This window comes from Streptomyces sp. NRRL B-1347 (assembly GCF_000720325.1).
GTDB lineage: Bacteria > Actinomycetota > Actinomycetes > Streptomycetales > Streptomycetaceae > Streptomyces.
This window is the reverse complement of record NZ_JOJM01000065.1, coordinates 1-26741: the sequence shown is the minus strand read 5'-3', so window position 1 is coordinate 26741 and position 26741 is coordinate 1. Positions and strand designations below refer to the sequence as shown.

Below are 26741 nucleotides of genomic sequence, written 5' to 3'. Positions count from 1 at the left end.
GCGGATGAAATCTCGGTCAACTCGTTATTTCCGCAGGCCACATGGGGTTCACCGGCCGTTGACGCGTGCAGACTGGCGCTGGTAGACACACAGCATCCAGCGGGCCCTTCCTTGATCGACCACACGTACACCAGCCGTACTCAGTCGTAACCAGCCATCCCTGCGCGAGCGATGACGCGAGGTCACCGACCCATGGACACACGAGATCAGCACGGCAGAACCAGCACCGGCCGCCCCTCGGCGCCCCCCGCACGGACCGCGCGCCGCGCGCGCCCTCGTTCCCGGCTCCTCGTCGCGGGCGGCGCCCTCGCCGCCCTCGGTCTCACCGCCGGGCTCGCGACGCCGCTCAACCCGGCTCCGCAGCAGGCTCAGGCCAAGGACGACGGCAAGAAGACGCTCACCGTCGCGGTCGCGCAGAGCGTGGACTCGCTCAGCCCGTTCCTGGCCCAGCGGCTGCTCAGCACCAGCATCCACCGGCTGACGTACGAGTACCTCACGAACTACGACCCGAAGGACAACCACACCGTCCCGGGCTTCGCCACCAAGTGGGAGCCGTCGGCGGACAAGCTGACGTGGACGTACACCATCCGGTCCGACTCGAAGTGGTCGGACGGGAAGAAGGCCACCGCCGAGGACGCCGCCTGGACCTTCAACAAGATCATGTCCAAGGAGGGCACAGCCACCGCCAACTCGAACTTCGTCACCAACTTCAAGAAGGTGACGGCGCCGTCCCCCACCCGGCTCGTCATCGAGCTGAAGGAACCGCAGTCGACCATGGCGGCGCTCGACGTCCCCATCGTGCCCAAGCACGTCTGGGAGAAGGTCGACGACCTCTCCAAGTTCAACAACGACAAGGACTTCCCCGTCGTCGGGAACGGCCCCTTCGTCCTCAGCGACTTCAAGGTCGACCAGTTCGTGAAGCTGAAGGCCAACAAGGACTTCTGGCGCGGGGCGCCGAAGTTCGACGAGCTGGTCTTCAAGACGTACAAGGACCAGGACGCGGCCGTCGCCGCGCTCAAGAAGGGCGAGGTGTCCTTCGTCGCCGGACAGCCCGCGCTCACGCCCGCGCAGGCCAACGGGCTCAAGGGCGAGTCCGACATCAAGGTGAACAACGGCCCCGGACGGCGGTTCTTCGCCATCGCCACGAATCCGGGGGCGCGGACCCTGGACGGGAAGAAGTTCGGCGACGGCCATCCGGCGCTGCTCGACAAGCGGGTGCGGCAGGCCCTCTTCCTGTCCGTCGACCGCAAGACGATCGTGGACAAGGTCTTCCAGGGCAACGCCGTCGAAGGCGCCGGATACATCCCGCCGCGGTTCTCCGACTACGCGTGGCAGCCGTCCCGGAAGCAGCAGCTCGCGTACGACCCGAAGCGGGCCGCCGCCCTCCTCGACGAGGCCGGGTACAAGAAGAACGGCGACGGCAAGCGCGTCGGCAAGGACGGCAAGGCCCTCGACTTCCGCATCCTCTGCCACGCCACCGACCCCAACGACAAGGCCGTCGGGAAGTACCTCAAGGAGTGGTGGGGCGACCTCGGCATCGGGCTCAAGGTGAACTGTCTCGACGACGTCTCCGTGCCCTGGTACGCCGGTGAGTACGACCTCGCCTTCGACGGCTGGTCGGTGAATCCGGACCCGGACTTCGTCCTCGGCATCCACACCTGCGCCGCGCTCCCGGAGAAGGCGAAGGAGAGCGCGGCCACCGACAACTTCATCTGTGACAAGAAGTTCGACGAACTGTACGAGAAGCAGCTCGCCGAGTACGACCCGGCCAAGCGCGCGGCGATCGTCAAGCAGATGCAGTCCTGGCTGTACGACTCGGGCTACATGAACGTGATGGCGTACCCGAACGCCGTCGAGGCCTACCGCACCGACCAGATCAAGTCCATCACCACCATGCCGGAGGCCGCGGGCAACATTTACGGCCAGGACGGCTATTGGAGTTGGTGGTCGGCGACCCCGGCGAGTGGGAGCAGCGGTTCCGATGGCGGCGGCTCCACCGGTGTCATCATCGGTATCGCCGTCGCCGCGGCGGTCGTCGTGGGCGGCGGAGCCCTGATCGCCCTGCGCCGCCGCTCGACCGCAGAGGACCGCGAGTAACGGATGACGAAGAACCCCGCGACTGACATCGCGAGCAGCGCATGACCGCGGCAGACAACAGCCCGGCGGCGATCCTCGCCGCCGAGGCCGAGGCCTCGGGCGCGGCACCCGGCGGACCGGCCGGTCCCCGGGGCCGCGGTCCCCGGGCGCGCGACACCACCGCCTATCTGAAGTACGTCGCGGGCAAGCTCGGCGGCGCGCTCGTCTCGATGTTCGCCGTGCTCGTCACGAGCTTCTTCCTCTTCCGGCTCATCCCGGGCGACCCGGTGAAGCAGATGACCGGCGGACGCCGCGTGTCGAGCGAGCAACTGGCCGCGATGCGCAAGGAGTTCGGCCTCGACGACCCGGTGTGGAAGCAGTTCACGGACTACTGCGGCAACGTCCTGACCGGGGACTTCGGCACCTCGTACCAGTTCCACACGCCGGTCATGGACAAGATCACCGACGCGCTGGGGCCGACGCTGTGGCTCACCGGGGCGGCGTACATCCTGTACACGGTCATCGGCATCTGGCTCGGCACGCGCACGGCGTGGCGCAACGGCGGCCTCGGGGACCGGTTCCACACCGGCCTCGCCCTGACGCTGTACTCGGTGCCGTCCTTCTGGCTGGGCCTGCTGCTCATCATCACCTTCTCGGTGGGCGCGGGCCCGCTGCCCGGCCTCTTCCCGACGGGCGGCATGGAGAGCGGCGACGAGACCGGCGTCGCCTACGTCGTGGACGTGGCGCACCACATGATCCTGCCGGTGCTCACGCTCGTGGCCGTGGGGTACGCGCAGACGCTCCTCGTCATGCGCTCCTCGCTGCTCGACGAGATGGACAGCGACTATCTGACGACCGCCCGCGCCAAGGGGCTCAGGGACGACCTGGTGCGCCGCCGGCACGCCGTGCCCAACGCGCTCCTGCCGACGGTCACGCTGATGTTCGTGAACCTGGGCACGGTGGTGGCGGGCGCGATCCTGGTCGAGACCGTCTTCTCCTGGCCGGGGCTCGGCAGCCTCTTCTACCAGGCGTTGAGCGTGCCGGACCTGCCTCTCGTGCAGGGCCTGTTCTTCGTCTTCGCCACCGCGGTGATCCTCATGAACACCGTCGCCGACGTGGTGTATCCGCTGCTCGACCCGAGGGTGGGCCGATGACGACCGAGACCAGCGCCGCACAGGGCCCGGCGCCGAACCCGCGGGCGCTCGCCTGGACGCGCAGACGCCACTCAGCGGCCCGCTTCTGGCGCGCGTACCGGGGGCACCGGGCGGGGCTCTTCGGCCTCGCCGTGCTCGTCCTGATCTCGCTCGCCGCGGTCTTCGCGCCGCTGCTCGTCGGCTCGGACGCGGACAGTGTGACGCACGCGCCGGGCGACGCCATGGAGTCCCCCAGCACCGAATTCCCGCTCGGCACCGACCAGTTCGGCCGCGACCTGCTCGCGCTCCTGGTGTACGGGGCGCGGATCTCGCTGACCATCGGGCTGCTCGCCGCGTTCCTGTCGGTGGCGATCGGCACGGTCGTGGGCATCACGGCGGGGCACTACCGCGGCTGGTACGGGACGGTGATGATGCGCGTCACCGACTGGTTCCTGGTGATGCCCACGCTGGTGCTCGCGATCGCCCTGGCCGTCGTGATGTCCGGCTCCCTGAGCACGATCATCCTGGCCATCGGCGTGACCACCTGGCCCACCACGGCGCGCCTGGTGCGCGCGCAGACGCTGGCCGTCGAGTCCCGCCCGTACATCGAGCGGGCCCGGGCCCTGGGCGGCGGGCACACGCACATCATGCTCCGCCACGTGCTGCCCAACGTGATGCCGCTGGTGCTCGCGCAGACCACGCTCGTCATCTCCAGCGCCATCCTCACCGAGGCCACGCTCGCCTTCCTCGGCCTCGGCGACCCGACCGCGGTGTCCTGGGGCGGCCTCCTCCAGGACGCCCGCGAGGCCGGTGCCGTCAGCGCGGGCGACTGGTGGTACCTGGCGCCGCCCGGCATCGCGATCGCCGTGGTCGCGCTCGCGTTCACGCTGTGCGGGCGGGCCGTGGAGTCCGTGCTCAACCCCAGGCTGGGGGTGTCCCGTTGACCGCCGAACCGGAAGCCACCGTGACCACCGCGCACACCGCGACCGATCCGCCGGCCGCGGCCGGGCAGGACGCCGGGCAGCCGCTGCTCGACGTCAGGAACCTCGAAGTGACGTACGCGTCCGGGGCCGCCGCCGTGCGCGGGGTCGACCTGACCGTGGGCGCCGGGCAGAAGCTGGGCGTCGCGGGCGAGTCCGGCTGCGGCAAGTCCACGCTCGCCCTCGCCCTGCTGCGGCTGCTGCCCGCCGGGACGAGGGTGACCGGCGAGGTCCTCCTCGACGGCGAGGACGTGCTCACCATGAAGTGGGGCCGGGTGCGCGCGGTCCGCTGGGCGGGCGCGTCCGTGGTCTTCCAGGGCGCCATGCACTCGCTGAACGCGGTGCACCGCATCGGCGACCAGATCGCCGAGCCGATCCTGCTGCACAAGAAGGCGACCCCGGCGGGCGCCAAGAAGAAGGCCCGTGAGCTGCTCGAACACGTGGGGCTCCCGGGCGCACGCGCGGACGCCTATCCGCACGAGCTGTCCGGCGGCCAGCGCCAGCGCGTGATGATCGCCATGGCGCTCGCCTGCGACCCGCGCCTGATCATCGCGGACGAGCCGACGACCGCCCTCGACGTGATGATCCAGGCGCAGATCCTGCGCCTGATCGAGCAGCTCGTGGCCGAGCAGGACCTCGGCCTGATCATGATCAGCCACGATCTGGCGGTGCTCGCCGACACCTGCGACCGGCTCGCGGTGATGTACGCGGGGCGCGTCGTCGAGGAGGGCCCGGCCCGGGACGTGTACGAGCGGGCGCAGCACCCGTACGGCAAGGCCCTTTCGGCGGCGTTCCCACGCGTCGGGGACCCCGGCTCGCGGTTCGCGCCGCGCGGTCTGCCAGGCGATCCGCCGGACCCCTCGGCGCTCCCGGAGGGCTGTACGTTCCATCCGCGCTGCCCGGTGGCCCTCGACTCCTGTGCCGTGCAGGACCAGGAGCTGCGCGCGGCGGGCCCGGCCCATCAGGCGGCCTGTGTGCACGTCGGCTCCCAGGTCCCCGCCCAGCAGGCGTCGGCGGCCGTGGACGGGGCGCCGTGACCGGGCCGCGCACCCCGATCCGCCCGCCCCGGCACCCGGCCGCGAGGAGACGCGCATGACCACTCACTCCACCGTCCCGTCCGCCGCGCCGCCCGCGGACGCGGCGCCGCTGCTCGCGGCCGAGGACCTGCACATCACGTTCCCCGGGCGGCACGGCGCGGATCCGGCGCGAGCCGTGGACGGCGTGGACCTGCACATCAGGCCGGGCGAAATCGTCGCGCTCGTCGGCGAGTCCGGCTGCGGCAAGACCACGCTCGCACGCTCGCTGCTCGGCCTCGTGCCGCCCACCTCCGGCCGGGTCGCGTTCGGCGGCAAGCCGCTCGGCTACCGGTCCCGCGCCCTGAAGGCGTACCGCAAGCGCGTCCAGCTCGTGCTCCAGGACCCGAGCGGCTCGCTCAACCCGCGGCACACGGTGTACGACGCGGTGGCCGAGGGCCTGCGCATCCACCGGTACGCCGGGGACGAGCGGGCGGCCGTCGCGCAGGCCCTGTCACGGGCGGGTCTGCGCCCGCCCGAGCGGTTCTTCCTGCGCTATCCGCACGAGCTGTCCGGCGGCCAGCGCCAGCGCGTGGTCATCGCGGGCGCGCTGGTCCTGGAACCCGAACTCATCGTCGCCGACGAGCCGGTGGCCTCCCTCGACGCGTCCGTGCGCGGCGAGATCCTCGCCCTGCTCCTGCGGCTCCGCGACGAGCTGGGCCTCTCCGCCCTCGTGGTGACCCACGACCTGGGCCTGGCCTGGAACATCGCCGACCGGGTGGCCGTCATGTACCTGGGCCGCATCGTCGAGACGGGCGCGGTCGAGGAGGTCCTGACGGCCCCTCAGCACCCGTACACGAAGGCCCTGTTGTCGGTCCTGCCGGAGGCCGAGGGCGATCCGGTGGTCCTCACGGGCGAGCCCCCTGACCCGTCCCGCGTGCCGTCGGGCTGCCGCTTCCACCTCCGGTGCCAGGTCCTCGCCGGAGGCGAGGCCGAGCGGGTCGGCGTCGCCCGGGACTGCCGTACGACGGACCTGCCGGTCCTGTCGGGCGGCGGCGAGGCCCAGGTTGCGTGCCACTGGGCTGCCGCCCGGGCCCGGTGAGCCCCGTCCATCGCCCTGCGGGCTCGTCCTCAATCGCCGGACGGGCTTATTCCGCCTCAGCCGCCTCGACGAGCGCGCGGGCCTGCTTGACATCGTCGCCGATGGCGACCAGCAGCGCGTCGATGGACTCGAACTTCGCCTGCCCCCGCACGAAGGCCAGGAAGTCCACGGCCACGTGCAGCCCGTACAGATCGAGGCCCACGCGGTCGATGGCGTAGGCCTCGACCGTGCGCTCCGTGCCGTCGAACTGCGGGTTCGTCCCGACGGAGATCGCCGCGGGCATGGCCTCGCCCTGGGCGTGCAGCCAGCCCGCGTACACGCCGTCGGCGGGGATCGCGGTGTGCGGGAGCGTCTCCACGTTGGCCGTGGGGAAGCCCAGCTCGCGGCCGCGCTGGGCGCCGCGGACGACCACGCCCTCCACCCGGTGCGGGCGGCCGAGGATCTCGCGGGCGCCCGCGAGGTCGCCCTCGGCGATGAGGCGCCGGGTGAGCGTCGACGAGAACGGCTCGCCGCCGCCCGCCTCGCCGCTCACGTACAGGTCGATGACCTCGACCTCGTAGTCGTACGTCTCGCCGAGTTCGGCGAGGACCGCCACGTTGCCCGCGGCGCGGTGCCCGAAGCGGAAGTTGGGGCCTTCGACGACGGCCTTGGCGTGCAGCTTGTCGACGAGGACCTTCACCACGAAGTCGGCGGGCGACAGCTTCGAGAACTCGGTCGTGAACGGCAGGATGAGCACGGCGTCCACACCGAGGTCGGCCATCAGCTCGGCGCGCCGGTGGTGGGGGGCGAGCAGCGGCGGGTGGCTGCCCGGACGCACGACCTCGCTGGGGTGCGGGTCGAAGGTGACGACCACGGCGGGCACACCGAGCTCGCGCGCGCGGGCCACCGCGCGGCCGATGATGAGCTGGTGACCGCGGTGCACGCCGTCGTAGGAACCAATGGTGACGACGCTGCGCCCCCAGTCCTGGGGAATGTCCTCCAAGCCACGCCAGCGCTGCACTGTCTTCGCTCCTCGCCGAACCCGTGTACGTCCCGTACGTGTGTACGTTCCCTTGCCTATTGCGCAGGTCTAAGAGTGCCATGCCGACAGGTTGTCGCTCGCATCGGCCGGGGTGGTGGTGCTCACGCCGACTTGGGGAGTTCACACCGACACGGGGACGGCGTCCGCGACCCCCTCCACGGTGCGGCGGGCGCTCGGGCCGATGAGGGCCGCCCAGTCCTGCGGGGCGTCCGCCATCCAGCGGGCCAGGCGCGCGGCGAACCCGGGCGCGCGCCGCGCGAGGTCCACCAGGCAGCGGTCGAACCGGGTCGCGCCCTCGGGCGTGCGGCCGAGCAGCAGGCCCGCGCGCTGGACGAGGTGCCGGTCCCGCTCGGCGTCGCCGCCGTGCTCGGCGACCGCGCGCAGCACGGCCTCGACGACGTCCGGGTCCCGCTCCTGGGCGAGCAGCAGGTCGAGCAGCTCGGCGCGCAGCGGCCGCGAGGCCTGGCCGCCGGGCGCCGCGAGCACCGGGGCGAGGGCCCGCCGCACCTCCACGGCACCGCCGCGCAGCAGCCCCGTGACCGTCGGGAACAGCACCGCCCGCACGCCGGGGCCGCGGTCGAGGAGCAGATCGACGTACGTGGCCACGGCACCCGCGGACTCCGGGCACTCCTCCGCGTGCTCGCGGACCAGGGACGCGACGCGCCGCGCCAGGGCGGGCGGGGTCACTCCCGCGAGGTCCCGCAGCAGGTCGCGGGGCGCCGTGCCGGGGCCGTGCAGCCGGGCCCGGAAGGCCGCGAGCACGGCGTCGGGGTCGGTGGTGAGGGCGGCGGCCAGGGCGCTCGCGGGCAGCCACGGGTCGCCCGCCGCGAACGCCTTGAGGGCGGTCGGCAGGTGCCGCGCGCGGGTCTGCGGGTCCCGCACCAGGAGGGCGAGCGCCGCGCCGTGCAGGGAGGCGTCGCCGGGGCGGGCGAGCAGGGCGTAGGCCGCGTACCGCAGCAGGGTGCGGTCGGCGTCGCCGGTGGCGTGCCGGGCGGTGCGCAGGCCCCAGACCACGGCGGCCACGCGGCGCGCCGCCCGGTCGTCGCGCGCCCAGCGGTCGACGGCGCGGCACACCGCGGACGGCTCGTCCTCGGCGAGCGCGCCGAGCAGTTCGTCGGCGCGGGTGTGCGCGCAGTCGGCCAGGGCTTCCGTGAGGTCGTCGATGGCGCGGTGGCGGTGGGTGTGCAGCAGGGCCTGCGCGGCGGAGGCGACGGTGGCGTCCGGGGTGGACCGCAGCGGGCTCTCGTCGGTGAACCAGCGCGTCAGATGGCGCTGGACGGCGCCGGGGTCGGCGGCGAGGTTCTCGGCCACGGCGTCGAGGACGCGGCCCGCCGTGCCGGGCGGGCCGTCCTGGGGCACGACGGACCGCAGGAGGTCGTAGCGGGTGGCGTCCGGCAGCGGGAGGGTCATCCAGAAGGCCGGGGGGAACTGCCGGTGCGCCGCGACCGCGCGGAGCACGTCCAGGTAGGGGCTGGCGTCGGGGACCCGCAGGAGGACCTCGCCCAGGAGGTGCCGGGCCCACCAGAGGGCGTCCTGCGCGCCCTCCGGCTGCTCGGCGCCGCGGGCGGCGGCCGTGTCGAGCGCGGCGAGGGAGGCCGCGAGGCGGCCCAGGCTCACCGCGAGCTCCCCCTCCCCCCGCTGGCGTTCGAGGAGCAGCAGGGCCTGGAGCACGGGGCCGATCCGGTGGCGGGGCACCGGCAGGGAGCGGGTGGCCGGTGCCGGGCCTTCGGCGTGGCGGTACACCAGGGACGCGAGGGCGCCCTCCACGTCCAGATGGGTGCCCTGGAGCCAGTCGGCCACCTCCTCGTGCGCGAAGCGGTACCCGGCGCCCGCGGGGACGAGGAGGCCCTCCGCGAGGACCGCCGAGGCCCAGCCGGTGCAGCCGTCGAGGCCCGGCAGGGCGCCCCACGGGAAGACCTCCTCGAACGCGGCCCGGTCGAGCTCCCCCTGGCCCGGCCCGAGGCACCGCCGGGCCGCCTCGTGGACCTGGCCCGCCACCCGTGCGGCGAGCCGCCGCACGGCTGTCCCGCGCAGCCCGTTGGCCGCCGCGAGCCGGACGGCGACGCGCAGGCTCATCAGGTCCAGATGGGCGGCGAGGATCTCCTCGCGGCCCGGCCGTCCCGGTGGCGCGCCGGGCAGCGCGGCCCGCACCTCGGAGAGCAGCCGCAGCGCGAGGGGGTGGCGGGCGTCGGCGACGGCGAGGGCCTCGTCCGGGATGCCGTACCGCGCGCGGGCCCGGCGGGCCTGCGGCTCCGGCAGGTCGCCGAGCCGTACGCAGCCGGGCAGCGCGTCCCCGAGGGCGCCCGGGACGCCCGGTCCTGGGCGGCCCTCCCCCGCGGCGTGCAGCAGCTCGGCGGGGAAGTGCGCCCCGGCCCGCTCCCAGTACTCCGCGCGGCAGGCGACGACGAGCCGCGCCCCGGTGTCCCGCAGCCATCCGGCGGTGCCCGTGCTCCACTCGGCGAGCCGGTGGGCGAGGACGGGCGGCATCTCCTCGGGCCCGTCGAGCAGCAGCAGGAGCGGCCGCCCGGCGTCCCGGACGAGCCGTGCGACCCGGCCGGCGGAGACGTCCCCGAGCCCTTCGCCCGGCGCGCGGCTCTCGTCCGACGCGGTGAGGATGCGGCAGGACCGCTCCAGGGCGCGCGCCACCGCGTCGGCCACGGAGGTGTCGGCGTCGCGCAGGTCGGCGCCGCGCAGCCACAGGGTGGGCGCGGGCGCGCCGCCCCGGGCGCGGCGGGCGGCGAGCGCGGCGAGTTCCGTGGTCCGCCCGGTGCCGGGGTCGCCGACGAGGCCGAGGACGCGCGCGGGGCCGTCGGTGAAGTCGGTGAACTCCCGTGCCGTGTCGGGCCGTTCGACGGGGTCGGGGCCGGGCGCGTCCGGCCCGTCGGAGCCCACGGAGGTGGCGGTCAGCTGGAGCGCGCCCGCGAGGTTCAGATCGGGCCCGTACCCGGGCACGGTGGCCGCGTTGCGGGCGAGGAGCGCGGCGAGGGGGCCGTGCGGGTCGGCGGCGGCCGCCTCGCGCAGCGGCACCGCGAACCCGGCGGCGCGGTGCGGGGCGTGCAGGGCGGTGGCGAGGACGGCGAGCACCGCGCCGGACGCGGCGTCGAGGACGGGCCCGCCCGCGGCCCCGCCGCCGAGCCGCAGGGCGTCGGCGCCGTCGGTGCCGATGGCGAGCTCCATGGCGGCGTCCAAGACGTGGAAGCGGTCGGTCGCCGCATAGGTCACCGACGCGGAGTCCAGGACCCGCGCCTGCCGCCAGCCGCCCGCGGCGATCCGTACGTACGAGCCCACCGGCGTGGTGTCGCGCACGGTGACGGGCAGCGGCTTGAGCCCGAGGCCCTCGGTGCGCACCAGCGCGAGATCGGCCTCGGGAAGGGCCGTCACGGCGTCGGCGGCCACGACGCAGGTGCGCTCGCCCGCCGCGTGCAGGACGATCCGGGCGAGGCCGTCGACGGCCTCGTGGCTGGTGATCACGGTGCCGAGCTCGTCGGCGGCGAACCCGGCGCCGCGCGGGCGCCCCGCCAGGTCGCAGATCCGCACCAGGGACCACTGGGCCGCGCCCCCGTCGGCCGGTCCCGCCGTCGCCCCCTTGCGGCCCCGGGCCCGGTCCCCGCCGCCCCGGGCCCGCGGGCCCCGTCCCGCCATGTGCGCACCTCCCCGCCCGCTGCCCGACCCCCGTTCCTCCGACCGTAGGTCGGCGGTGATCAGCGGGACAGAACGCGAGCCGAACGCGCCCCCTTCCGCTCCCGTGGTTCACTCCGAGCGCCTGCTCGTAGGGGTGAAACCCCGGGCGGGGGTGGATACATCTTCCTTGGGGGGGGATGTGGAGCGGCGGACGACTGTGCGCCGCTCCACGACACGAAGGGCCAAGCCCCGTCAGGCCCAGCGGACTTGAGCAGCACTCAAACCCACGCTCCGCGGTGCGCTCGCGGGACGGCCGTCAGACGAACACGGCGAGGCTCTTCGCCTTGCCGCGCGACTCCTCGGCCAGGACCACGAACTGCCCCTCGGGGCCGAAGACGGCCACGGGCCCCTTGCCCGCGTACTCCTCGGGCATCTCGATCCGCACGCCGTTGGCGAGCAGCCGCGCCCGCTTGTCGTCCACGTCCCAGCGCGGGAACGCCGCGGCGGCCGCGTCCGAGACCGGCATCACCGTCAGCTCCTCCTGGAGCTGGTCGAGGGTGCGCGCCGAGTCCAGCTTGTACGGCCCCACCCGGGTGCGGCGCAGCGCCGTAAGGTGCCCGCCGACGCCGAGGTCCGCGCCGAGGTCCCGGGCGAGCGCCCGGATGTACGTGCCGGACGAGCAGACCACGGACACGACCAGGTCGAGCACGGGCGTGCCGTCGGCGGCGACCGCGTCCCGCATGTCGTACACCCGGAAGGACGACACCGTCACCGGCCGGGCGGGGATCTCGAAGTCCTCGCCCTCGCGCGCCCGCTTGTACGACCGCTTGCCGTCGATCTTGATGGCGCTGACCTTCGACGGCACCTGCATGATGTCGCCGCTGAGCTTGGCGACGGCCGCGTCGACGGCGTCCCGCTTGATGCCGGAGGCGTCCGCGGAGCCGGTGATCTCGCCCTCGGCGTCGTCCGTGACGCTGGACTGGCCGAGCCGGATCGTGCCCAGGTACTCCTTCTCCGTCAGCGCCAGATGGCCGAGGAGCTTGGTGGCGCGCTCGACGCCGAGGACCAGGACACCCGTCGCCATCGGGTCGAGGGTGCCTGCGTGGCCGACGCGGCGGGTCTTGGCGATGCCCCGCATCTTGGCGACCACGTCGTGCGAAGTGAAGCCGGACGGCTTGTCGACGATGACGAGGCCGTCCGGCGTGTTGGTGGTGCGCTTGGTCATGAGGCGGCGTCGCCGTCCGTCTCCTCGTCCTCTTCGGGCTTGCGGTACGGGTCCGCCCCACCGGCGAACTCGGCGCCCGCGGAGGCCTCCCGGACCTTCGCGTCCGAGGCGCGCGCCCGGTCGAGGAGGTCCTCGATGGCCCGCGCGTTGTCGGGCAGCGCGTCCGCCACGAAGGTCAGCGTCGGCGTGAACTTCACTCCCGCCGCGCGCCCGACCTCGGAACGGAGGACGCCCTTGGCGCTCTCCAGGCCCGCGGCCGCGGCCGCGCGCTCCTCGTCGTCGCCGTAGACCGTGTAGAAGACGGTCGCCTCCCGCAGGTCACCCGTGACCCGGGTGTCCGTGATGGTGACATGGGTGCCGAGCCGCGGGTCCTTGATCCCGCGCTGCAGCTTCTGGGCCACCACCTCTCGGATGAGGTCCGCCAGCCTCTTCGCCCGCGCGTTGTCGGCCACTGCTCCGTCTCCTTCTGTGCTGTGCTCGTCGCTGGTCGTTCGAGTCATTCAATCGTCGTCACCGTGGAGGCGCCGCCGTACCGACAGCAGCTCCACTTCGGGCCGGGCGGCGACGAGCCGTTCGCACCGGTCCAGTACCTCGGTGAGGTGCGCCGCGTCCCCGGAGACCAGCGCCAGGCCGATCTCGCTCCTGCGGTGCAGCCCTTGATGGCCGACCTCGGCCGCGCTCACCGCGTACTTCCGCTGGAGTTCGGCCACGATGGGCCGGACGAGGGAGCGTTTCTCCTTCAGCGAATGTACGTCGCCGAGGAGCAGGTCGAAGGACAGAGTCCCCACAAACATGTGTGTGCCGGATGACCCGCCGGTACGGGATCGCGCCCCGCGCGTGGTTGGCAGGGTCACCAGAACCGTACAACGAGTGGGGGGGCCGGCTCGACGGATATTCGCCCCCGCCGCCCCTGCCCGTTCCCGTCCTGGGGCTCCGCCCCAGACCCCGCTCCTCAATCGCCGGAGGGGCTGAAAACGCTGCCGCGAGCGGCACGATTCAGCCCGTCCGGTGTTTGAGGACGAGGCGCGGAGCGCCGAAAAGGCAGCGGGGGCCGCCCGGGGAAACCCCGGGCAACCCCCACCCCGCAGACGCTAAGCCCGCGGCTTCTCGCGCATCTCGTACGTCGCGATGACGTCGTCCACCTTGATGTCGTTGAAGTTGCCGAGGTTGATACCGCCCTCGAACCCTTCGCGGATCTCGGTGACGTCGTCCTTGAAGCGACGCAGACCGACGATGTTGAGCTCCTCCGCGATGACCTTGCCGTCGCGGATGAGGCGCGCCTTGGTGTTGCGCTTGACCTCGCCGGAGCGGATGAGAACACCCGCGATGTTGCCGAGCTTGGACGAACGGAAGACCTCGCGGATCTCCGCGGTGCCGAGCTCGACCTCCTCGTACTCCGGCTTGAGCATGCCCTTGAGGGCCGCCTCGATCTCTTCGATGGCCTGGTAGATCACCGAGTAGTAGCGGACGTCCACGCCCTCGCGCTCCGCCATCTGCGCGGCACGGCCGGCCGCACGGACGTTGAAGCCGATGACGATGGCGTCGGAGCCCATGGCCAGGTCGATGTCCGACTCGGTGACCGCACCCACGCCGCGGTGCAGCACGCGGATGTCGACCTCCTCGCCGACGTCCAGCTGGAGCAGGGAGGACTCCAGGGCCTCGACGGAACCAGAAGCGTCACCCTTGATGATGAGGTTGAGCTGCTGGATCTCGCCGGCCTTGAGCACCTTGTCCAGGTCCTCGAGCGAGACGCGGCGGACGCGCTTGGCGAACGCGGCGTTGCGCTCGCGGGCGGCGCGCTTCTCGGCGATCTGACGGGCCGTACGGTCCTCGTCGACCACCAGGAAGTTGTCGCCCGCGCCCGGGACGTTGGTGAGACCGAGGACGAGGACCGGGGTCGACGGACCCGCCTCTTCCACGTTCTCGCCCTTGTCGTCGAGCATGGCGCGCACGCGGCCGTAGGCGTCACCGGCGACCATCGTGTCGCCGACGCGGAGGGTACCGCGCTGGACGAGGACGGTCGCGACGGCGCCGCGGCCCTTGTCGAGGTGGGCTTCGATCGCGATGCCCTGCGCGTCCTGCTCCGGGTTGGCCCGCAGGTCGAGCGAGGCGTCCGCGGTCAGGACCACGGCCTCGAGCAGGGAGTCGATGTGCAGACCCTGCTTGGCGGAGATGTCGACGAACATCGTGTCGCCGCCGTACTCCTCGGCCACCAGACCGAACTCGGTGAGCTGACCGCGCACCTTGGTCGGGTCGGCGCCCTCGACGTCGATCTTGTTGACCGCGACCACGATCGGCACGTCGGCCGCCTTGGCGTGGTTCAGCGCCTCGATCGTCTGGGGCATCACACCGTCGTTGGCCGCGACCACGAGGATCGCGATGTCGGTGGACTTCGCACCACGGGCACGCATGGCGGTGAACGCCTCGTGACCCGGGGTGTCGATGAAGGTGATCGCGCGCTCTTCGCCGTTGACCTCGGTGGCGACCTGGTACGCACCGATGTGCTGCGTAATACCGCCGGCCTCGCCCGCGACGACGTTCGTCTTGCGGATCGCGTCCAGAAGTCGGGTCTTACCGTGGTCGACGTGACCCATGACGGTCACGACCGGCGGGCGGGACATGAGCGCCTCTTCGCCGCCCTCGTCCTCGCCGAACTCGATGGAGAACGACTCGAGCAGCTCGCGGTCCTCCTCCTCGGGGCTGACGATCTGAACCGTGTAGTTCATCTCGTCGCCGAGGAGCTGCAGCGTCTCGTCGGAGACGGACTGCGTGGCCGTGACCATCTCGCCGAGGTTCATCATCACCGCGACGAGCGACGCCGGGTTGGCGTTGATCTTCTCGGCGAAGTCGGTGAGGGACGCACCGCGCGACAGGCGAACGGTCTCGCCGTTGCCGCGAGGCAGCATCACGCCGCCGACCGACGGGGCCTGCATGGCCTCGTACTCCTGGCGCCTCTGCCGCTTCGACTTGCGACCGCGACGCGCGGGACCGCCGGGACGGCCGAAGGCGCCCTGCGTGCCACCACGGCCACCGGGACCACCCGGACGACCACCGAAGCCGGGACGGCCGCCGAAGCCACCGCCGCCACCGGGACCACCCGGACGACCGCCGCCGCCACCGGGACCACCGGGACGACCGGCGAAGCCACCGCCGCCGCCACCGGGACCGCCCGGACGACCGGCGAAGCCGGGACGACCGCCGCCGCCACCGCCCGGACGGCCACCGCCGCCCGGACCGCGGCCGCCACCGGGGCCACCGCCGGGACGCGGGCCCGCGGCGGGACGCTGCGGCATCATGCCCGGGTTCGGACGGTTGCCGCCGGGGCCGCCGCCGGGACGCGGGGCCTGCGGACGGGGCATGCCGCCCGGAGTGGGCCGCCCACCGGGCTGACCGCCCTGGCCCTGGGGACGGGGAGCGCCACCGGGGCCGCCCTGACCGCCCTGCGGGCGCGGGGCGCCGCCGGGGCCGCCCTGGCCGCCGCCGGGACGCGGGGCGCCGCCGGGACGGGGCGCCTGCGGGCGCGCCATGCCGGTGGAGCCGCCGGACGTGAAGGGGTTGTTGCCCGGACGCGGACCGGCGGGACGACCGCCGGGACGCGGGGCGCCACCCTGGCCGCCGGGGCGCGGGGCACCCTGACGGTCGCCGCCGCGCTGACCCTGGCCGGGCGCCGGACGGGCACCGGGCTTCGGGGCACCGGGACGGGCGCCCGCGGGGCGCGGCGCGGCCGGGGCACCGGAGGACGCGGCCGCCGGGCTCGGCGACGGCGGCGCGGTGAACTCGGGCGCGGCCGGAGCCACCGGGGCAGCCGGAGCCGCCGGGGCGGCGGGGGCCGGCTTGGGCGCGGGCGGCTTCGGGCCCGGCGTCGGACGCGGACCCGGGGTCGCCGGGGCGGCGGGCGCGGGCTTGGCCGCACTCTCCGCGGCCGTCGGCCGGGGCGCGGGCTTGGGCGCGGCCGGACCCGGACGGGCGGCCTGCGCGGGGGACGGTGCCGCGGGCTTCGCGGCGGGCTTGCGGGGGGCGGGCTTGCCGGACTTGCCGGAGCCGTTGCCCTGCTGGAATGCGTCAGTCAGTTTGCGTACTACGGGCGCCTCGATCGTCGAGGACGCCGAACGTACGAATTCACCGAGTTCTTGGAGCTTGGCCATGACGACCTTGCTCTCAACCCCGAACTCCTTGGCGAGTTCGTATACCCGGACCTTAGCCACTTCGCTCCTTTTAGGTCCGGGTTACCGCCGGACCGTCGCTACTTCATGGGCGTACTCATCGCGTACTCATCGAGTGCTCATCGCAATCTCGACCTACTTCCAACTCGCGAGGTACCAGGACCGCACAGGGGCTCCGTGCGGCACGTCTTACGGTGTTGCCTGCTCGGCAACGGTCTCGGCTGCCTCGAGATTCCCGCGCAGCTCCGCCGTGTCGAGCGGTCCCTGGAGCCGGAAGGCCCGCGGGAACGCCCGGCGGCGGACCGCCAGGTCGAGACAGACCAGGGCGGGGTGTACATACGCACCCCGGCCGGGCAGCGTACCGCTTGGATCGGGGACGCAAACGCCCTCGACCGCCACGATGCGCAGCAGCCCGTCCTTGGCCGCTCGCTCCCGGCACCCCACACAGGTGCGCTCAGGGCATGCGCGGGCATGCGTCCGGCCAGACACGCTTAAGTCTACCTCCCCGTACCGACCTCACCCCATTGGGGCAAGAATCGAACGGTTGTTGTCTTGATCAGTAACGTGACCAGGACGAGGGGGGTGCGCGCAACCGGTTTTCCGGACCCGCTCACTCCCCCTCCGGGAGCGGTCAGCTCTCGGCGTCCTGGCCCGTCTGCTCGGTGTCCGGACGGATGTCGATCCGCCAGCCGGTCAGCCGGGCGGCGAGGCGGGCGTTCTGGCCCTCCTTGCCGATGGCCAGGGACAGCTGGTAGTCCGGCACCGTCACGCGGGCGGAGCGGCCGGCCAGGTCGACGATCTCGACCTTGCTGACCCGGGCCGGGGACAGCGCGTGGGCGACCATCTCCCCCGGGTCCTCCGACCAGTCCACGATGTCGATCTTCTCGCCGTTGAGCTCGCCCATCACGTTGCGCACGCGGCTGCCCATCGGGCCGATGCAGGCGCCCTTGGCGTTCAGGCCCGAGCGGGTCGAGCGGACCGCGATCTTGGTGCGGTGCCCGGCCTCGCGCGCGATGGCGGCGATCTCCACGGAGCCGTCGGCGATCTCGGGGACCTCGAGCGCGAACAGCTTCTTGACCAGGTTCGGGTGCGTGCGCGAGAGCGTCACGGACGGACCGCGCACGCCCTTGGCCACCCGGACGACGTAGCTGCGCAGGCGCATGCCGTGCGGGTAGTCCTCGCCCGGGACCTGCTCCTGCGCGGGCAGGATGGCCTCCAGCTTGCCGATGTCGACGAGCACGTTCTTGGGGTCGCGCCCCTGCTGCACCACACCGGTGACGATGTCGCCCTCGCGGCCCGCGTACTCGCCGAGGGTCGCGTCGTCCTCGGCATCGCGAAGGCGTTGCAGGATGACCTGCTTGGCGGTGGTGGCGGCGATCCGGCCGAAATCGGACGGGGTGTCGTCGAACTCGCGGGGCTCCTGGCCCTCCTCGATGTCCTCCGGGTCCTCCTTCGCCCAGACCGTCACGTGGCCGGTCTCCCGGTCGAGCTTCACGCGCGCGTGGCGGCGGCTTCCCTCGGTGCGGTGGTAGGCGATGAGGAGGGCCGACTCGATCGCCTCGACCAGCAGGTCGAAGGAGATCTCCTTCTCCCGTACCAAGCCCCGCAGGGCACTCATGTCGATGTCCACGGCTACGCCTCCTCCTCTTCCTTCATGCTCTTGTCGTCCTTGCGGTTGAACTCGACTTCCACGCGCGCCTTGACGATCTCGCCGAAGGCCAGCCTGCGGGCGGTGGGCTTGCGCCCCTTCACGCCGGGCACCTCCAGGTCGACGCCCTCGTCGTCCACCGTCACGATGCGCGCGACCAGCTCGGCGCCGTCGGCGGTCTGGATGCGGGCGAGGCGCCCGACGGCGCGCTCGTAGTGGCGCTGCTCCTTGAGGGGGCGCTCGGCGCCCGGGGAACCGACCTCGAGGGTGTACTCACCCTCGCCCATGGCGTCGGTCTCGTCGAGCTTCGCGGAGAGCACGCGGCTCACATCCGCGATCCGGTCCAGATCCACGCCGTCCTCGGAGTCGACGACGACTCGCAGCACCCGCTTGCGTCCGACCGAGGCCACTTCGATCTCTTCGAGATCCAGGTCCTGGGAGCTGACGAGCGGTTCCAGCAGTTCCCGCAGCCTCTCGCTCTGGGTGGTGCTCATCCGGGTGACTCCTCGGCCGCGTGTGCTGTTGTGGGATCGTCGCGTGTCAGGTCAAAGGGTATCCGGTCCGGGAGGGTGTTGCCGTCCACCGGGCCGGGTGCCCGTCCCCGGGCTCCGTACGCGCGTACGAGACCGAGCCGGTCACGCGTGCGAGGAGGGGGCGAAGGTACGGTGATCACCGGGCCTCGGCCCGTTCTGTGCCGCCGCCACCGTTCGCCGCCTGAGGGCCTTCTGCCCCGTGCCCTCGCGGCCCGCCTCCCGAGGACGCCTGCCGTGCCGTCGTATCCCACCCTCTCGCGGTCCCGACCGGGGCCGCGCCGCAGAAGTCTGCTCGCCGGGACCGCGGGGGCGGTGCTGCTCACCGGCTGCTCGGACACCGGGTCCGGCGACAGCGACGGACGGTCCGCCGACGCCGAGCGGCTGCGCGCCCGGGCGGCCCGCGACAGCGCCGCGCTGCTGCGCCGCTACGACGCCGTGCTCGCGGCCCACGCCCCCCTGTCCGCCCGGCTCCGGCCGCTGCGGGACGAGGTGGCCCGGCACGCCAAGGCCTTCGCGGACGGCGGTTCGACGCCCACCCCGGCCGCCGCGACGCGGGCCCCGGAGCCGCCGGTGCCCGGCGGGCGGAAGGACGCCCTGCGGTTCCTCGCGACGGCCGAGCGCGAGCTGGCGCGGCGGCGCGGGAAGCAGCTCCTGGACGCGCCGGGCGAGCTGGCCCGGCTGCTCGCGTCGGTCGCGGCGGCGGGCGCCGCGCACGCGTACCTGCTGACGGAGAAGGGCGCCGAAGGCGACGGCGAGGGGGACGACAAGTGAGCGCGCGCAAGGACGAGTTGGCGGCGGTGCAGGCGGCGCTGCGCGCCGAGCACGCGGCCGTGTACGGCTACGGGGTCGTCGGCGGCCGCATCGGGGACGCGCGCCGGGCCGAGGCCCGCACCGCCTACGACGCGCACCGGGCGCGCCGGGACGAGCTGCGCCGCGCGGTGCGGGAGCTCGACGGCGCCCCGGAGCCGTCGGCTGCGGCGTACGCGCTGCCCTTCCCGGTGCCGGACGCGGCGGCCGCGGTGCGGCTCGCGGCCGCCCTTGAGGAGCGTCTCGCCGGGGTGTACGCCGATCTGGTGCGGGCCGCCGAGGGGGCCAGACGGGCCGCCGCGGCCGAGGCGCTGCGGGAGGCGGCGGTCCGGGCGGCGCGGTGGCGCGGCGGGAGCGTAGCCTTCCCTGGGCTCGCCGAGCGGGCCGACGGGTCCGGTACCCCGTCCGCGACGCCGCGGGCGTGATCCGGCCACCGCACACGCACCCCGGCGCAGCTGGGACCCGGCTGGGAAAGGAACACCTCGCGCATGGCTTTCGAACCGCCGCCGCGCCTCGTCCGTGCGCTCGGTGAGACGCCGGGCGGCGCGGACACCGACGACTGGCTGCGGAGCCTGCCCGGGCTCGTGGACGAGGCCGTCGCCGGGCTCGGCCTGACCGTCGAGCGGGTGCAGGTGCCCGGGGGCCGCAGCAGCCTCGTCGTGCTCGTGCGGCGGGCCGACGGGACCCCGGCGGTCCTGAAGCTGGTGCCGCCGCGCTCGCGGCCCGCCAGCGAGCGCGCCGCGCTCGCCCACTGGGGCGGGCTCGGAGCGGTGCGGCTGCTCGACGCCGCCGCGGCGGACGGCGTGCTGCTCATCGAACGCCTCCAGCGGGACGTCTCCGTACGGTCGCTGCCCGAGGCCAAGTCCATGCTGGAGGCCGCGGGGACGCTGCGGCGGCTGTGGGTGGCGCCGCCCGATGGGCACCGGTTCGAGACGGTGGCCGAGCGGACGGGGCGGCAGGCCGAGGCGATGCGGGCCTGCGCGGACCCGGAGGTGACCCCGCTGGTGGACGCGGCCCTCGCGGCGCGCGCGGAGCTGCTCGCGGACGCGCCGGAGGACCGGCTGCTGCACGGCACCTTCCGGCAGAGCAAGGTGCTCGCGGCCGAGCGGGTGCCGTGGCTGGCCGTGGGGCCCGATCCGGTGGTGGGCGAGTGCGCCTTCGACCTGGCGCGGCTCGTACGGGACCGGGTGGAGGACCTGATCGCGACGCCGTCGGGCGCGGCGGTGACGCGGCGGCGCGTGAAACGGCTCGCCGAGTCCCTCGACGTGGAGCAGGAGCGGCTGCGGGGGTGGACGCTGTTCCGGGCCGTGGAGTCGGGCGTCCGGGCCCTGCGCGTGGGCCGCGACCAGGACGCGGAGCTGCTCCTGGAGTTCGCGGGCTGGCTGTAGCCCTGCCGGGAGCCCCCGATTCCTGGGGGCTCCGCCCCCAGACCCCCGCTCCTCAAACGCCGGAGGGGCTATTCATAGCCCGTCCGGCGTTTGAGGACGAGGCGCGGAGCGCCGAAAAAGCGGGGGCGCGGGGGCGCAGCCCCCGGATCGGGAAGGGGCGGGTCAGGGGCGTCCCACGCGGGCCTACGCCGAGAGGCGGGCGATCGCCTCGGCGACGGTGAGCTCCTCGCGCTCCCCGGTGCGGCGGTCCTTGAGCTCCAGGACGCCCTCGGCGGAGCGGCGGCCCGCGACCAGGATCTTCGGGACGCCGATGAGCTCCGCGTCGGTGAACTTGACGCCGGGCGAGACCCCGGCGCGGTCGTCCACCAGGACCCGCACGCCGGCGGCGTTCAGCTGCTCGGCGACGTCGAGCGCCAGCTCGGTCTGCACGGCCTTGCCCGCGGCGACGACGTGCACGTCGGCGGGCGCGATCTCCTTGGACCAGCACAGGCCCTGCTCGTCGGCGGTCTGCTCGACGAGGGCGGCGACGGCGCGGGAGACGCCGATGCCGTACGAGCCCATGGTGACGCGCACCGGCTTGCCGTTCTGGCCGAGCACGTCGAGCTGGAAGGTGTCGGCGTACTTGCGGCCCAGCTGGAAGATGTGGCCGATCTCGATGGCGCGGTCGAGCTTGAGCCCGGCGCCGCAGGCGGGGCAGGGGTCGCCGTCCTCGACCACGACGACGTCCAGGTACTGGTCGACCTCGAAGTCGCGGCCGCAGACGACGTTCTTGGCGTGCGTGTCGGGCTTGTTGGCACCGGTGATCCACGCCGTGCCGGGCGCGACGCGCGGGTCGGCGAGGTAGCGGACCTTCTCCAGGCCCTGCGGGCCGATGTAGCCGCGGACGAGGTCGTCGCGGCCCTCGAAGTCCTCGGCGGTGACCAGCTCGACCTCGGCGGGCGCCAGGTGCTCGGCGAGCTTGCCGAGGTCGACCTCGCGGTTGCCGGGCACGCCGACGGCGACGATCTCGCCGTCGACCTTGACGAGCAGGTTCTTGAGCGTCGCGGAGGCCGGGACGCCCAGGTGCTCGGCGAGGGTCTCGATCGTCGGCGTTTCGGGGGTGTCGAGGTCCTCGGCGGCGGGGTGCTCGGCGCCCTCGACCGGCTTCAGGGCGAAGGTCACGGCCTCCGTGTTGGCGGCGTAGTCGCACGCCGGGCAGTCCACGAAGGTGTCCTCACCGGCCGGGGCCGGGGCCAGGAACTCCTCCGACGCCGAGCCGCCCATCGCGCCGGAGACCGCGGAGACGATGCGGTAGTCGAGGCCGAGGCGCTCGAAGATGCGCTGGTAGGCGGCGCGGTGCAGGGCGTAGGCCTCGGCGAGGCCCTCGTCGGTGGTGTCGAAGGAGTACGAGTCCTTCATCTGGAACTCGCGGCCGCGAAGGACGCCCGCGCGGGGGCGGGCCTCGTCGCGGTACTTGGTCTGGATCTGGTAGAGGATCACCGGCAGGTCCTTGTAGGACGCGCACTGGTCCTTGACGACCTGGGTGAAGATCTCCTCGTGGGTGGGGCCGAGCAGGTACTCGGAGCCCTTGCGGTCCTTGAGGCGGAACAGCAGGTCGCCGTACTCCTCGTAGCGGCCGCTCGCCTCGTACGGCTCCTTGGGCAGCAGGGCAGGCAGGAGGACTTCCTGGCCGCCGATGGCGTCCATCTCCTCGCGGACGACCCGGGCGACGTTCTCGTAGACCTTCTTGCCGAGCGGCAGCCAGGTCCAGATGCCGGCGGTGGTGCGGCGCACGTACCCGGCGCGGACCAGCAGCTTGTGGTTGAGCGTCTCCGCGTCCGCCGGGTCGTCGCGCAGTGTCTTGACCATCAACCGGGACATGCGCTGGACCTGGGCCATGATGAACAACTCCTGCGTTTTTCTGACGGGGGCGTCTTGTGCCGGGGATCGGCCTTCGGCCTCGTCCTCAAACGCCGGACGGGCTGAGTCCCCCGGGTGCTGGGCGCAGATTATCCGGGGCACGGGCGCTCGTGGAAATCCGTCAGTGGGCGCCGGGCCGCCGCAGGGGCAGCGGCGCGCCCATCACGGCGTACGGCTTCGGCGCGCTGGGGAACAGCACCCGGCACGCCAGGTCCGCGTAGCCGAGCGAGCGGTACAGGGCGCGGGCCGGGCTCTCGGCGTCGATCGCGGAGAGGATCGAGCGGGGCTCGGTGGCGCTGTCCGTGATGCCGGTGATCAGGGCGCGGCCGATGCCGCGGCTCTGGTAGCCGGGCCGCACGTGCAGCTCGGTGATCACGAAGGAGTGGTCGAGCCAGCCGTCCGTGCCTTGGGCCCGCAGATAGGGCTCGACGACGGTGGACCACCAGTGGGCGCGGTCGTTGGGCATGCCGTAGACGAAGCCGACGAGCCGTCCGTCGGAGGTGGTGGCGCCGAGGGCCCGCGCGCCCGGGTAGGTGAGGTGCCGGAGCACGATCTGCCGCCGTACGGCCACCTCGTCGTCGCCGAGTCCGAAGGCGAGCGCCTGCACGCGCAGCGCCTCGTCCACCCGTGCGGCCAGGTCGAGGGGGCCGATCACGACGTCGTCAGTCATGCGGGAACCCTACTTCGCGGCACGTGGCGGCAGCACGGGAGCGCGGGACGACGGGTCAGAACAGCACGCTCATGAACGCGCCGACTTCCCTGAAGCCGACCTTGCGGTAGGTCGCCCGGGCCGGGGTGTTGTAGTCGTTGACGTACAGGCTGACGACGGGGGCCACGTCGGCGAGGGCGTAGCGCAGGACGGCGGCCATGGCGGGGGCGGCGAGGCCGCGGCCGCGGTACTCGGGGGCCACCCACACGCCCTGCACCTGGCAGGCCCGGGGCGTGGCGGCACCGATCTCGGCCTTGAACATGACCCGGCCGTCCCGGTCGAGGCGGGCGAAGGAGCGGCCGGAGCCGACGAGCTCGGCGACCCGGGCCTGGTAGAGCAGGCCGCCGTCCCCGGCGAGCGGCGAGACGCCGACCTCCTCGGTGAACATCGCCACGCACGCGGGCATGATCGTTTCCATCTCGTCCTTGCGGACGCGGCGGACGTACGGATCGGGCGTGACGTCGTCGGGGAGCCGGTCGGTGACCATGAGCGGCTGCTGGGCGCGGACCTCGCGGGCGGGGCCCCAGGAGGGCTCGAGGAGGCGCCAGAGCTGGGCGGTGGCCGCGGCGGGGCCGACGATGGAGGAGCAGCGGCGGCCGGTCCTGCGGGCCCGGTCGGCGAAGGCGCGCACGGCGCGCGGGGTGGCGCAGATCGGCACGAGGTTGGCGCCCGCGTAGCAGAGGGACTCCAGCATGCCGTCGGCGTACCAGCCCCACATCTCGCCGCCGAGGCGCCACGGGTCGAGGCCCGCGACCTGCACCCGGGCCGTCACGAAGGCGTTGGCGACCGGCTCGCGGTCGAGCACGGCGAGCGCGGCGTCCAGGTCACTCGGTTCGAGGACCCTGGTGGTGGTCTGGGTCAACACGGGCGGGGCCTCACCATACGGTCTGCTGATCTCCGCACTGTACCTGGCGAGGTTCCGTGCCGCCGCCCCGTCGCCGGGGGCGCCCGGGCGGCCGCGCCCGTCGGTCAGCGGCGCCGCACGTGGTCGTGGCCGACCTGGATCTCGTCGATCCTGAGCCGGTGGTAGAAGTTCGGGGCGCTGGGGGCGCTCCAGGTGGTGGCCACGTCGAGCTTCAGATAGCGGGTCTTGAGGCCGTCGCCGAGGTCGATGAAGCGGATGCCGCGGGCGCTCTCCAGGACGCCCGCGGTGACCTGGCGCCACTGTCGGCCGTCGTCGCTCGCCGACACCGTGTAGTCCTTGATCCGGGCGGAGTCCTCGGGCCTGCCGAAGGTGGAGCGGTTGTGGGTGGGAGACCATTCGCGCTGGTTGACCCCGAGGTACGCGGCCTTCTTGCGGCCGCCGATGTCGAGCGTGAAGGAGACCGGCAGGGTGCCCTCGTTGTCCGTGTACGTACTGAAGTCGCCGTCGGTGAGCCGCGGTTCGCTCGCCCGCACCGATCCGGCGGGGTAGACGCCGTAGCGGCCGAGGGCCGTCTCCACCTTGAAGACGGTGTCGTGGGCGTCCCAGTCCTCGATCGACCGGATGGTGAGGCTGCCGTCGCGCTGGTCGTACGGCAGGCGCGCGCCGGTGCGCAGATCGGTGACGGCGGTGACGCGGTGGCCGTTGTCGCGGAGGCGGACCCGGTCGCCGGTGGTGGGCCGGGTGGTGACGTGGACGTACTGGGTGGTGGGCCGGGCGCGGCTGACGGTGACGTAGCCGTACGCGCCGTCGTTCCAGGCGCCGGGCTGCATGCCGCCGTAGCGGTAGCCGCCGCCGTCGACGCCGTGCAGGGACTCCCGGATCGGCGGCAGGTAGTCCTTCATGAAGTCGGTGAACTTCTGCTGCCGCGGCGGGAAGCGGCCGTCGACCATCGCCTGGAGGTCCATGAGGGATTTGACGGAGGTGCCCGCGTTGGCGACGTACCGGCCGACGTTGAGGCCCGTGTCGACGGGGCGGTCCTGGCCGTCGTACCACCAGGCGCCGGTGCTCGGCACCTTGTAGCAGGACTCGGTGAGACGCGGCATGGGCGTCCAGATCGCCGACGGCTGGTCGTAGGGCGGGGTCATGCCGGTCTTCTGCTCGTGGGACACCATGTCCATGATCGGGGTGTCCTCGTTGTTGTTGCTGAGCGTCAGGTCCGGACGCCGCTCGCGGATCTGCTCGTAGAGCCGGTGCCGCTCCCAGTACTCGTTGTCGTTGTCGATCCAGAAGCCGGACAGCTTCGGGTATTTCTCCATGACCTCGAAGAAGTTGTCGTACGAGAACTCGCCGAAGCCGGGGCGCGCGGTGAGGTCGACGTCGCGGCCCTTGTGGGCGGAGTACGCGGCCGAGTCGAGGGTCTCGACGCCCTGCTCGTCGTGCCACTTGGGGTCGTCGGTCATGTAGAGGATCGTCCTGACGCCCTTGGCCCGGCCCGCCGCGATCAGCTCGCCGAGGAAGTCGCGCCGCGTGGAGCAGCTGCCGGGGATCTTCGACGGCCAGGGGCGGGCGTAGCCGAGGCGGGAGTGGAAGGTGGCGAGGACGAGGTAGCTCGCGTCGAGCTTCTTGGCCTCGTCGACCCAGTAGTCGGGGGTCCAGCCGCCGTCGGTGACGGCCTTCTCCCAGGCCGCGCAGTCGTAGTGCTTGGGGCTCGTGAACATGCCCCAGTGCAGGAAGAGCCCGGCGGTGGCGTCCTTGAGCGGCTGTTGGCGGGGCGGGTCGGCGGCTCCGCCCGGGCGGGCGGCGGAGGCGGCGGCGGTCCCGGCCGCGGTCCCAGTCCCGGCTCCGGCGAGCAGCAGTCCGGCGAGGAGGGACAGGACGGCGGCCCACAGGGGCAGGGTGCCTCGGCGCCTCGGGCGGGGGTTCGCTGCGGCGTGTGCCGTTTTCATCGGATGAATCACTGCCGTCAGCCCCGCGCCCGGGGCTTTCCGGATGAGCGACAGCTTCGCGAGGCCTTGCCCGCGGGCACGCGCTTCACCTGGACGGACCTTGTGCTGCGTGCGGAACACGGCGGCTCCCCCGGGCATCGACGGATACGGGAGCGCGTACGAGTGAGCACGCCCCTGGCCGAGCTGTCCGAACAAGGTCCTGCGATACATCGGAGCTGTCAAGAGCTTGGGCCGGGGCCTGTACACAACGGCTGGGCGGCACCTGGGGCTGTGCCCACCCGTCCCGCCCTGCGGGACGATTGCCCACAGGGGGGCGTCGCGTCGTGCGCTGCGGCAGGCCCACCCACCCGCAGCGCTACGCGTCGGGGCCGGGCGGGCGGAGCCGGGGCGTGACGGGTGGGCGAGGCGGCGCCCCCGGCCAGGGCCTGGCCCCGGCCGGGGCCTCAGCTGACGCTGACCTCAGGCTCGCCCGAAGGGATCCCGTCCTTCTCCATCTGCTCCGCGATCTTCAAGGCCTCTTCGATCAGGGTCTCCACGATCTTCGACTCGGGCACCGTCTTGATGACCTCGCCCTTCACGAAGATCTGCCCCTTGCCATTGCCGGACGCCACC

General features: G+C 73.3%; 21 protein-coding genes and 1 pseudogene. 8 read left to right on the top strand and 14 right to left on the bottom strand.

Going from position 1 to position 26741, the window contains the following annotated elements:
* The first annotated feature begins 192 nt into the window (after window positions 1-192).
* The 5 genes from IG74_RS0136370 to IG74_RS0136350 are packed head-to-tail and all read left to right on the top strand — an operon-like array spanning window position 193 to window position 6304.
* Window positions 193-2097, top strand: a complete 1905-nt coding sequence (locus tag IG74_RS0136370; RefSeq protein WP_030686080.1) for an ABC transporter substrate-binding protein — start codon at window positions 193-195, stop codon at window positions 2095-2097.
* A 41-nt stretch (window positions 2098-2138) separates the two neighbouring features.
* The gene (locus IG74_RS0136365) at window positions 2139-3230 is read left to right on the top strand and encodes an ABC transporter permease (protein ID WP_030686078.1); all 1092 of its coding nucleotides are present in this window, start codon (window positions 2139-2141) and stop codon (window positions 3228-3230) included.
* The gene (locus tag IG74_RS0136360) at window positions 3227-4153 is read left to right on the top strand and encodes an ABC transporter permease (RefSeq protein ID WP_030686076.1); all 927 of its coding nucleotides are present in this window, start codon (window positions 3227-3229) and stop codon (window positions 4151-4153) included. Before IG74_RS0136365 ends, IG74_RS0136360 begins: the two co-directional genes overlap by 4 nt.
* Window positions 4154-4173: 20 nt before the next feature.
* Window positions 4174-5226 (top strand): ABC transporter ATP-binding protein, encoded by a 1053-nt coding sequence (locus IG74_RS0136355; RefSeq protein WP_030686072.1) that lies wholly within the window; start codon window positions 4174-4176, stop codon window positions 5224-5226.
* A gap of 55 nt (window positions 5227-5281) precedes the next feature.
* On the top strand, window positions 5282-6304 hold the full coding sequence (locus IG74_RS0136350; RefSeq protein ID WP_051856159.1) for an ABC transporter ATP-binding protein: 1023 nt from the start codon (window positions 5282-5284) through the stop codon (window positions 6302-6304).
* 46 nt (window positions 6305-6350) lie between these two features.
* Here the strand turns inward: IG74_RS0136350 and IG74_RS0136345 are convergent, their stop codons facing one another.
* The 9 genes from IG74_RS0136345 to rimP form a co-directional block, all read right to left on the bottom strand.
* Window positions 6351-7304 (bottom strand): bifunctional riboflavin kinase/FAD synthetase, encoded by a 954-nt coding sequence (locus IG74_RS0136345; protein ID WP_030686066.1) that lies wholly within the window; start codon window positions 7302-7304, stop codon window positions 6351-6353.
* Window positions 7305-7445: 141 nt separating this feature from the next.
* On the bottom strand, window positions 7446-10967 hold the full coding sequence (locus IG74_RS0136340; protein ID WP_030686064.1) for a trypsin-like peptidase domain-containing protein: 3522 nt from the start codon (window positions 10965-10967) through the stop codon (window positions 7446-7448).
* A 295-nt stretch (window positions 10968-11262) separates the two neighbouring features.
* Window positions 11263-12171, bottom strand: coding sequence for a tRNA pseudouridine(55) synthase TruB (gene truB / locus IG74_RS0136335; RefSeq protein ID WP_030686061.1), 909 nt, complete (start codon window positions 12169-12171; stop codon window positions 11263-11265).
* Window positions 12168-12623 (bottom strand): 30S ribosome-binding factor RbfA, encoded by a 456-nt coding sequence (gene rbfA / locus IG74_RS0136330; RefSeq protein WP_030686059.1) that lies wholly within the window; start codon window positions 12621-12623, stop codon window positions 12168-12170. The genes truB and rbfA overlap by 4 nt, the downstream gene beginning before the upstream one ends.
* Window positions 12624-12671: 48 nt before the next feature.
* A complete protein-coding gene (locus IG74_RS0136325; RefSeq protein ID WP_030686057.1) occupies window positions 12672-12965 on the bottom strand; it encodes a DUF503 domain-containing protein in 294 nt (97 codons plus the stop codon).
* A gap of 297 nt (window positions 12966-13262) precedes the next feature.
* Entirely contained in the window at window positions 13263-16376 is a 3114-nt protein-coding gene (gene infB / locus IG74_RS50020; RefSeq protein ID WP_078869350.1) for a translation initiation factor IF-2, read from the bottom strand.
* A gap of 147 nt (window positions 16377-16523) precedes the next feature.
* On the bottom strand, window positions 16524-16823 hold the full coding sequence (locus IG74_RS0136310; protein WP_030686049.1) for a YlxR family protein: 300 nt from the start codon (window positions 16821-16823) through the stop codon (window positions 16524-16526).
* A 142-nt stretch (window positions 16824-16965) separates the two neighbouring features.
* Window positions 16966-17964 (bottom strand): transcription termination factor NusA, encoded by a 999-nt coding sequence (nusA, locus tag IG74_RS0136305; RefSeq protein WP_030686046.1) that lies wholly within the window; start codon window positions 17962-17964, stop codon window positions 16966-16968.
* Window positions 17965-17966: 2 nt separating this feature from the next.
* Window positions 17967-18476 carry a ribosome maturation factor RimP gene (gene rimP / locus IG74_RS0136300; RefSeq protein ID WP_030686043.1) on the bottom strand — a complete coding sequence of 170 codons (510 nt, stop codon included), beginning with the start codon at window positions 18474-18476 and terminating at the stop codon, window positions 17967-17969.
* Window positions 18477-18749: 273 nt separating this feature from the next.
* Between rimP and IG74_RS0136295 the strand changes: the two genes are divergently transcribed.
* From IG74_RS0136295 to IG74_RS0136285, 3 genes are all read left to right on the top strand, one after another.
* Complete coding sequence (locus IG74_RS0136295; RefSeq protein ID WP_030686040.1) at window positions 18750-19286, top strand: hypothetical protein; 537 nt, start codon at window positions 18750-18752, stop codon at window positions 19284-19286.
* A complete protein-coding gene (locus IG74_RS0136290; RefSeq protein WP_030686036.1) occupies window positions 19283-19747 on the top strand; it encodes a ferritin-like domain-containing protein in 465 nt (154 codons plus the stop codon). The genes IG74_RS0136295 and IG74_RS0136290 overlap by 4 nt, the downstream gene beginning before the upstream one ends.
* A 63-nt stretch (window positions 19748-19810) precedes the next feature.
* The gene (locus IG74_RS0136285) at window positions 19811-20710 is read left to right on the top strand and encodes an aminoglycoside phosphotransferase family protein (protein ID WP_030686034.1); all 900 of its coding nucleotides are present in this window, start codon (window positions 19811-19813) and stop codon (window positions 20708-20710) included.
* A gap of 183 nt (window positions 20711-20893) precedes the next feature.
* Here the strand turns inward: IG74_RS0136285 and IG74_RS0136280 are convergent, their stop codons facing one another.
* The 5 genes and pseudogenes from IG74_RS0136280 to IG74_RS0136260 all read right to left on the bottom strand — a co-directional run.
* Window positions 20894-22588, bottom strand: coding sequence for a proline--tRNA ligase (locus tag IG74_RS0136280; protein WP_030686031.1), 1695 nt, complete (start codon window positions 22586-22588; stop codon window positions 20894-20896).
* A 142-nt stretch (window positions 22589-22730) separates the two neighbouring features.
* A complete protein-coding gene (locus IG74_RS0136275; protein WP_030686029.1) occupies window positions 22731-23279 on the bottom strand; it encodes a GNAT family N-acetyltransferase in 549 nt (182 codons plus the stop codon).
* A gap of 55 nt (window positions 23280-23334) precedes the next feature.
* Entirely contained in the window at window positions 23335-24183 is an 849-nt protein-coding gene (locus IG74_RS0136270; RefSeq protein ID WP_030686027.1) for a GNAT family N-acetyltransferase, read from the bottom strand.
* A gap of 104 nt (window positions 24184-24287) precedes the next feature.
* Entirely contained in the window at window positions 24288-26129 is a 1842-nt protein-coding gene (locus IG74_RS0136265; protein ID WP_030686024.1) for an alpha-L-fucosidase, read from the bottom strand.
* Between the two features lie 443 nt (window positions 26130-26572).
* Window positions 26573-26741 (bottom strand): annotated as a pseudogene (locus IG74_RS0136260) (4-hydroxy-3-methylbut-2-en-1-yl diphosphate synthase); the annotation flags it as partial.

Bases quoted from the DNA above. Each gene is read 5' to 3' on its own strand.
- rimP (WP_030686043.1), bottom strand. From the start codon at position 18,476: ATGAGCACCACCCAGAGCGAGAGGCTGCGGGAACTGCTGGAACCGCTC.
- IG74_RS0136285 (WP_030686034.1), top strand. From the start codon at position 19,811: ATGGCTTTCGAACCGCCGCCGCGCCTCGTCCGTGCGCTCGGTGAGACG.
- IG74_RS0136370 (WP_030686080.1), top strand. From the start codon at position 193: ATGGACACACGAGATCAGCACGGCAGAACCAGCACCGGCCGCCCCTCG.
- truB (WP_030686061.1), bottom strand. From the start codon at position 12,171: ATGACCAAGCGCACCACCAACACGCCGGACGGCCTCGTCATCGTCGAC.
- IG74_RS0136275 (WP_030686029.1), bottom strand. From the start codon at position 23,279: ATGACTGACGACGTCGTGATCGGCCCCCTCGACCTGGCCGCACGGGTG.
- IG74_RS0136265 (WP_030686024.1), bottom strand. From the start codon at position 26,129: ATGAAAACGGCACACGCCGCAGCGAACCCCCGCCCGAGGCGCCGAGGC.
- IG74_RS0136350 (WP_051856159.1), top strand. From the start codon at position 5,282: ATGACCACTCACTCCACCGTCCCGTCCGCCGCGCCGCCCGCGGACGCG.
- IG74_RS0136360 (WP_030686076.1), top strand. From the start codon at position 3,227: ATGACGACCGAGACCAGCGCCGCACAGGGCCCGGCGCCGAACCCGCGG.
- IG74_RS0136340 (WP_030686064.1), bottom strand. From the start codon at position 10,967: ATGGCGGGACGGGGCCCGCGGGCCCGGGGCGGCGGGGACCGGGCCCGG.
- IG74_RS0136365 (WP_030686078.1), top strand. From the start codon at position 2,139: ATGACCGCGGCAGACAACAGCCCGGCGGCGATCCTCGCCGCCGAGGCC.
- IG74_RS0136280 (WP_030686031.1), bottom strand. From the start codon at position 22,588: ATGGCCCAGGTCCAGCGCATGTCCCGGTTGATGGTCAAGACACTGCGC.
- IG74_RS0136325 (WP_030686057.1), bottom strand. From the start codon at position 12,965: ATGTTTGTGGGGACTCTGTCCTTCGACCTGCTCCTCGGCGACGTACAT.